This window comes from Winogradskyella sp. (assembly GCF_013213975.1).
In the GTDB taxonomy this organism is placed as follows: domain Bacteria; phylum Bacteroidota; class Bacteroidia; order Flavobacteriales; family Flavobacteriaceae; genus Winogradskyella.
In genome coordinates this window covers 1-7,259 of sequence record NZ_JABSST010000112.1, presented here as the reverse complement: position 1 = coordinate 7,259, position 7,259 = coordinate 1, and the positions used below count along the sequence as shown (strand labels likewise).

Here is a 7,259-nt window from a genome sequence, read left to right as displayed (position 1 = left end):
GTGATGCAAAGAGCATAAATTTTGATATTCTTAAACCGTTTATTTTAGAAACTGCTAAAAAGGTTCAAGACATTTCACCATATATGGCGCAAACAGGACCTGCAAAACGCAATGATAAGAAAACGATAAAACGTCATTTAAAGCAAATAGAATCCCACGAGCACAAAACTATTTACGAGCTTTTAACCGGTTCAATTAAAAAAACGCATGGACAACGCTAAGAGTTATAAAGAATTACTAATTGATATTACAACCTTCATATTTGATGTTGATGGTGTCCTAACCGATGGTACTGTAACCGTAACTACTGATGGTGAGTTATTGAGAACAATGAATGTTAAAGATGGATTTGCACTTAAAACAGCTATCGATGCTGGTTTTAACATTTGCATTATTTCTGGTGGTTCTAATGAGGGAGTTCGTAAACGTCTCGCTGGACTAGGAATAAAGGACATTCATCTTGGTGCTAAAAACAAAATTGATCAACTAAACTCATACCTGACTGCAAATAATATTAATCCCTCACAGGTGTTATATATGGGAGATGACCTCCCTGACTTTCCTGTAATGAAAATAACGGGTTTACCCTGCTGTCCTCAAGATGCTGTTCCAGAGATAAAGGCTATTTCTAAATACATTTCTCACAAAGACGGTGGTAAAGGAGCTGTAAGAGATGTCATTGAACAAGTTTTAAAAGTTCATGGAAAATGGAACTCAAATTTTAATGCCAAATATGACTAACGCAATAGCAAAACGAAATAAAGGACATAATACTGGTGTCCAATATGTTGATTTTGGTAATAATCAATCCACATTAAATCAAAAATCTAGAGTTCCTTTTTCTGTGTACAAAGAAAGACTAGATCTGGAAGCTCATTTGCACTATAAAATACATTACCTAAATACTGAATTAAATAAAGCAGGTAAGAAAAAATTAAAAATAATCAGAAAATAAGAATATTCCGCATTTATAAAACAGCTATGATAAGTATGTTGATTTTTGCTAAAGTCACTTAGTTTATTAATTATTTAATCAATCAAATATTATCTCACGCACTAAACAATGATTCAATTCTTTAAACTCATTCGATGGCAAAATCTTATGATGATTGCCTTAGTTCAAATACTAATTCGTTATGCTTTATTATTACCCTTTTATGAGAGTCATGGCGTTGTAAATGCACTTACACCATTAGCCTTTTGCCTCTTAGTTATTGCTACACTATGCATTGCTGCAGGTGGTTATGTGATTAATGATATCTACGATATTGAAGCTGACAAAATCAACAAAGCTCATAGTGTCATCGTTGGACATACAATCTCAGAGAAAACGGCACTGATTATTTTTATTGTCTTAAATGTCGTTGGAGTTGGAATTGGTTATTATTTATCTAATGGCATTGATAAATCTGGATATTTTGTTTTGTTTTTTATCGCTTCTGCTCTACTCTACATCTATTCATCTTATTTAAAACAAGTTCTTTTGGCTGGAAACCTTATAATTTCTTTTATAGTGGCCTTAAGTATCCTATTAGTTGGGATTTTTGAATTGTTACCAGCAATAACTGACAGCAATAGACCCGTTCAAATTTTCTTTTTTAAGCTTATACTTGATTATGCAACTTTTGCATTTATGATCAATTTTATTCGCGAAATAGTTAAAGACATTGAAGATATTGATGGAGATTACAAAGTGGGTATGCAAACTTTACCAATAATGCTTGGTAGAGATCGCAGTACAAAAATTGCATTTGTTTTATCGCTTATTCCCTTGTTTGCAGTAGTATACTATGTCATCAATAATCTTTTTAAACAACAACTTCTGGTTGGTTATTTTTTAATTTTTGTCATTGCGCCACTAATTTACATTACTATTAAACTGTTTAGTGCAGAACATAAATCACATTTTAGCCACATAAGTTTAATTTTAAAATTAGTTATGCTAACCGGAATGCTTTCTATGGCGTTCTACCCTTATATTCTCAAGTAATGCTTAAAGAGAAATTAAAAAATTATCATATCATTTTAGCCTCTGCTTCGCCAAGACGCCATGCATTTTTAAAAAGTATGGATTTAGAGTTTGAGGTGAAAATACATCCTGTTGAAGAAGTATATCCTCAACATCTACAAAGAACTGAAATCACTGATTATTTAGCCAAACTTAAAGCAAAAGCTTTTTTAACTGACCTCAACGAAAAGGATATTTTAATTACAAGTGACACCATAGTGTGGCTTGAAGGTCAACCCGTAGAGAAGCCTAAAGATAAAAACGATGCTTTTAGAATGATTAAATCTCTTGGCGCAAAGACACACGAGGTTATGACATCCATTTGTGTTTCGAGAACTAAAGGGCAGCAAGTAGTAAATACAACAACTAAAGTTACGTTTAAAGCTTTAACGGATGAAGAAATATGGTATTACATTAAAAACTACAACTCTCTTGACAAAGCTGGCGCCTATGGTGTTCAAGAATGGATTGGCGCCATTGCAATTACCAAAATCGAGGGCTCTTACAATAACGTTGTTGGATTACCTACACATTTGCTTTATGAAACGTTAATTAATATCGCAGACGATTAATTACTTCGTATTTTTATAAAAAAAATTAAAATGAATAAGTCGATTAAAGCACTCATAGTGTTTCTATGTGTGTTATGCGGAATGATTGTAATGCTATCTTGTGAAGAAAATACTGCAAAAAGCACCGACGAATTAGCACTTACTGAACCTATTGAAAAAGAAAGCTTACCAGCAAAAACTAAACTCACTACAGAATTTAAAGACTATTGGTATGCAGGAAATGCAGAAATCACATCTTTTAAATTAGAGCAAGCGAGATATGGTGAAATGAGAGATGGTACGGCAGTTTTAGTTTATGTTACCGAAGATTTTTTACCACAAGAACAAGTCAAAGCCGACAACTACAGTAAATCTAATATTCCAGTATTAAAACTTAACGCTACAAAGAATTTTAATACTGGTATTTACCCATATTCTATAATGCAGAGTACTTTTTTTCCTGTAGCTAACAATCAGCATTTAATAAAAGCCTCAGCATCAATTCAAGAATGGTGTGGGCATGTCTACACACAACTCAATAATAGAAAAGAATTTGAAGTGGTGTCTCACTCTTACTTTCAACGTGAGGCAGATCAAAACATAACTCTAGAAAAAACTTGGACAGAAAACGAATTATGGACTAAACTTAGAATAGACCCTAGTAGTTTACCACTAGGAGATATCAATATTATTCCTTCCTTGGAGTACACTCGATTAAGCCATAAACCGATAAAAGCCTATGAGGCTACAGCAAGTCTTGAAAATGAAAACTATACCATTGCTTATCCGGAATTGAATAGAACTCTAACCATTAATTTCAATAGCAACTTCCCATATGATATTTTGGGTTGGGAAGAAACTTCAAAGAGTGGTTATGGTGCATCAGCTAAGACATTAACTACAAAAGCCACCAAACTCGAATCTATTAAATCTGCGTATTGGGGCCGTAATAGTACTACTGATGAAGGCTTAAGAACAGTTCTAAAATTGCAATAGAATTAGGCTATCTTTGTGTTACTTAACTGTAGCATGTTCGGATTTTTTAACCTACCAATCCGACACACTTTACCCTTCAATACTTCCTGTAGCCCTATTCATTATAAGAAATATTAGTGTAGTTGCTGTAAGACGTATTGTTTAGAAAAGTGGAACAACTGAGGCTGGCGCATACCTAATTTGTTGTTATGCTACGTTCAGCCTAATTTTGATCGCTATGTTGATTGGTACTTTTATTCTAGCCATAAAAACCCACGAAATCACTTTAGATTTTTATCCGTATTTGCAGTTATTAGAATGGCTATATTCGCAAGTTAGTCTATACTGAGTATGGATATTTACCGCGAAATAATTTGTAGTTTAAGGGACATGCACATAACTACAATCATTAACAAGATAAATGAAGTCATAAAAGTTCTTACCACCATTTCATTAATTTTTATTCTGCCATACGTTATAGCAGGACTTTATTGAATAAACTTTGGGTATATCCCAAAGCTAAAATATCAGAATGGTTATTTTTTTACTAATTGGTTCAATATTTGTAATTGTTATTGGGTCGCTATTTTACTTCATAAAAAGAAATTCGACTCCGATTAGGTTTCAAGGTTCTTAATTCTAATAATTCTACCTGTAATACCAACGTTAAACAAAACCTAAATCCAATGTCATAGTTTGTAACTTTTATATATTTGAGAAGTAACTAACGATTATGTACATGCGCCAAATAAAGCTTTGCCTTTTAATTCTAATAGGCACTATAGTTTCCCTACCAGCACAACAACCAAAAAAACTTAATTCTTCAGAGATCTTCGAAGCCGTTCAAAAACTAAATGTCTTAGGATCTGTTCTCTATGTTGCTGCGCATCCCGATGATGAAAATACACGTCTTATATCTTACATGTCTAATCATGCTAAGGCGCGTACTGCGTATTTATCCTTAACACGAGGTGATGGCGGACAAAACCTCATCGGTCCAGAAATTAGAGAATTGCTAGGTGTAATCCGCACTCAGGAATTACTAGCTGCTAGAGGAGTTGACGGGGGTGAACAACGTTTTACAAGAGCAAATGACTTTGGTTACTCTAAACATCCAGATGAAACTTTCGACATTTGGGATAAAGAAAAGGTATTAGCCGATGTGGTTTGGGCTATTAGAACGTTTAAGCCAGATATAATTATTAATCGTTTTGATCATAGAACTCCAGGAAGAACACACGGACATCACACAGCTTCTGCCATGTTAAGTATGGAAGCTTTTGATCTTGCCAATGATTCATCTAAGTTCACTTCTCAACTTAATAACACAGAGACCTGGCAACCAAAGCGCCTATTCTTTAATACATCTTGGTGGTTTTATGGTAGTCAAGAAAACTTTGAAAAAGCCGATAAAAGTAACATGCTCAATTTTGACATTGGAGTCTACTATCCTACTAAAGGTATGTCTAATAATGAAGTGGCATCTTTAGCTAGTAGCCAACACCTGTGTCAAGGATTTGGTCGTTTAACCACTAGAGGTACCCAGACGGAATATATTGAATTCTTAAAAGGAGATCCACTTGATGGTAGTAACAATGTCTTCGCTGGAATTAATACATCTTGGACGAGGATTGAAGGCGGCGAAGCAATTGGAAAAATTTTAAATACTGTTGAATCAAATTTTAATTTCGTCAACCCATCATCTCATTTACCAGAACTCATAGAAGCCTATCGATTACTTCAAAATGTAACGAACGATCATTGGAAAAAAATAAAGACTCAAGAACTAAAATCGATAATCGAAGCCTGCGCAGGCCTCTATTTAGAAGCATCCTCAAATACACCTCAGACATCACCAAATTCAACAGTGAATCTCAGAATTGAGGTATTAAATCGCAGCAATTCTAATATTAACTTAGAATCTTATAAAATATCTACAATGCAGACTGGTATTTCAAAACAAATGAATTTACCAGAAAATGAGCGTATAAATTTTGAAGAAGGAGTTACTATTCCAAACACACTAAACTATACTGTCCCTTATTGGCTCAATGAAAAGAGTACTTTAGGTATGTATTATGTAGATGACCAAAAACTCATTGGACTACCTGAAACTCCAAGAGCCGTTAATGTAGATTTCAATCTCAATTTTGATGGTACGCTCTTAACCATTACTAAGCCTGTAATATATCGTTATTCAAAACCAGATAAAGGTGAATTATACAGGCCATTTGAAATAATTCCCGCTGTATCTGCCAGCATTTCTGATAAAGTATTCATATTTGAAAATGACCAACAAAAAGAAATAGAAATCACTGTTAAAGCTGGTAGAGATGCCATTGAAGGTTTTGTTCAAATGGCTTATCCAGATGACTGGAGTGTATATCCTGAAAAACAGAAGATTGAAATTAATAATAAGGGAGATATTCAAAAGGTTATTTTTACAATAATTCCACCGAAAGGCCAAAGTGAAGGATTAATCACACCTATGGTTAATGTTAATGGTGAATTTTATTCTGATGAACTAATCGAAATTGACTATACACATATTCCATTTCAGACAGTACTCATGCCCAGCGTTAGCAAAGTTGTTCGTCTCGATATAAAAAAACAGGGAAACAATATTGGATATATTGAAGGTGCTGGTGATGTTGTGCCAGAGAGTCTAAGACAGATTGGATATAATGTCACCATCATAAAACCAGATCAAATTTCAGCTGAAAATTTAGCAAGTTTTGATGCGATTGTTGTTGGTATCAGAGCTTATAACATTCTAGATGATATTAGATTTAAACAAAAATTCTTATTGGATTATGTAAAAGAAGGTGGTAATCTTATTGTTCAATATAATACAAATAGAAGACTCAAAGTAGACAATTTAGCACCTTTTGATTTACAATTATCAAGAGATCGCGTGACCGACGAAAATGCAGAAGTTAGAATTTTAGACAAGGGACACCCACTTCTTAATTTCCCAAATAAAATAACTGAAAGCGATTTTGAAGGCTGGGTTCAAGAACGCGGACTATATTTCCCGAATAGCTGGTCCAAAGAATTTACACCACTCTTAGCTATGAATGACAAAGGAGAAACATCAAAAGATGGGAGTCTTCTGATTGCGCCTTATGGTGAAGGCAATTACATATACACTGGCTTGAGCTTTTTTAGAGAATTCCCAGCAGGTGTATCAGGGGCATATCGCTTATTTGCTAATTTATTAGCAGCAGGTAAGGAAAATATCAACACATTTAAGAACTAACAACCAACGCAACGATTAATTAATATGCAGAACCAACCGCAACCAAAGCAAAAATGGGATAAAATGTACACCATTGTATTAATAGCTAATGCACTCTACATTGTTCTGTTTTATTTTATAACAGCGTCATTCGCTTAAGCTCATGCAACAAACCTTAGATTGGATAGACTGGACCGTTCTTATCGCTACTTTAGCCACTATTGTTGGTTATGGTACTTGGAAAACTAGAGGAAGTAAAAATGTACAGGATTATATAAGAGGTGGAAATACTACCAAATGGTGGACCATTGGACTTTCTGTAATGGCCACACAAGCAAGTGCCATTACATTTTTATCTACAACCGGACAGGCATTTTCTGATGGTATGGGTTTTGTTCAATTTTATTTTGGACTTCCAATTGCTATGGTGGTAATTTGTATGGTTTTTATTCCTATATACCACAAACTTAATGTCTATACAGCTTAT

Annotated in this window: 8 protein-coding genes and 1 pseudogene; all 9 read left to right on the top strand. The window is 34.1% G+C overall.

Going from position 1 to position 7,259, the window contains the following annotated elements; translation table 11 throughout:
• Window positions 1-221, top strand: a 221-nt coding sequence (locus tag HRU49_RS13590) for a DUF2520 domain-containing protein (protein WP_296358083.1), incomplete at its 5' end; no start/stop codon positions are given.
• Entirely contained in the window at window positions 208-741 is a 534-nt protein-coding gene (locus HRU49_RS13585) for an HAD hydrolase family protein (RefSeq protein ID WP_296358081.1), read from the top strand. The genes HRU49_RS13590 and HRU49_RS13585, both read left to right, overlap by 14 nt.
• Entirely contained in the window at window positions 734-955 is a 222-nt protein-coding gene (locus HRU49_RS13580; protein WP_296358079.1) for a hypothetical protein, read from the top strand. The genes HRU49_RS13585 and HRU49_RS13580 overlap by 8 nt, the downstream gene beginning before the upstream one ends.
• A gap of 108 nt (window positions 956-1,063) precedes the next feature.
• Entirely contained in the window at window positions 1,064-1,990 is a 927-nt protein-coding gene (locus HRU49_RS13575; protein WP_296358076.1) for a geranylgeranylglycerol-phosphate geranylgeranyltransferase, read from the top strand.
• The gene (locus HRU49_RS13570) at window positions 1,990-2,580 is read left to right on the top strand and encodes a Maf family nucleotide pyrophosphatase (protein WP_296358074.1); all 591 of its coding nucleotides are present in this window, start codon (window positions 1,990-1,992) and stop codon (window positions 2,578-2,580) included. Before HRU49_RS13575 ends, HRU49_RS13570 begins: the two co-directional genes overlap by 1 nt.
• A 30-nt stretch (window positions 2,581-2,610) precedes the next feature.
• Window positions 2,611-3,555, top strand: coding sequence for a septum formation inhibitor Maf (locus HRU49_RS13565; RefSeq protein ID WP_296358071.1), 945 nt, complete (start codon window positions 2,611-2,613; stop codon window positions 3,553-3,555).
• A gap of 330 nt (window positions 3,556-3,885) precedes the next feature.
• Window positions 3,886-4,029, top strand: coding sequence for a CorA family divalent cation transporter (locus HRU49_RS14765; protein WP_363146831.1), 144 nt, complete (start codon window positions 3,886-3,888; stop codon window positions 4,027-4,029).
• Window positions 4,030-4,273: 244 nt separating this feature from the next.
• Window positions 4,274-6,793 (top strand): PIG-L family deacetylase, encoded by a 2,520-nt coding sequence (locus tag HRU49_RS13560; protein ID WP_296358069.1) that lies wholly within the window; start codon window positions 4,274-4,276, stop codon window positions 6,791-6,793.
• A gap of 142 nt (window positions 6,794-6,935) precedes the next feature.
• Window positions 6,936-7,259: pseudogene (locus HRU49_RS13555) on the top strand (sodium:solute symporter); the annotation flags it as partial.

Coding starts and splice junctions, on each gene's coding strand:
- HRU49_RS13585 (WP_296358081.1), top strand. CDS start 208: ATGGACAACGCTAAGAGTTATAAAGAATTACTAATTGATATTACAACC.
- HRU49_RS13580 (WP_296358079.1), top strand. CDS start 734: ATGACTAACGCAATAGCAAAACGAAATAAAGGACATAATACTGGTGTC.
- HRU49_RS13575 (WP_296358076.1), top strand. CDS start 1,064: ATGATTCAATTCTTTAAACTCATTCGATGGCAAAATCTTATGATGATT.
- HRU49_RS13570 (WP_296358074.1), top strand. CDS start 1,990: ATGCTTAAAGAGAAATTAAAAAATTATCATATCATTTTAGCCTCTGCT.
- HRU49_RS13565 (WP_296358071.1), top strand. CDS start 2,611: ATGAATAAGTCGATTAAAGCACTCATAGTGTTTCTATGTGTGTTATGC.
- HRU49_RS14765 (WP_363146831.1), top strand. CDS start 3,886: ATGGATATTTACCGCGAAATAATTTGTAGTTTAAGGGACATGCACATA.
- HRU49_RS13560 (WP_296358069.1), top strand. CDS start 4,274: ATGCGCCAAATAAAGCTTTGCCTTTTAATTCTAATAGGCACTATAGTT.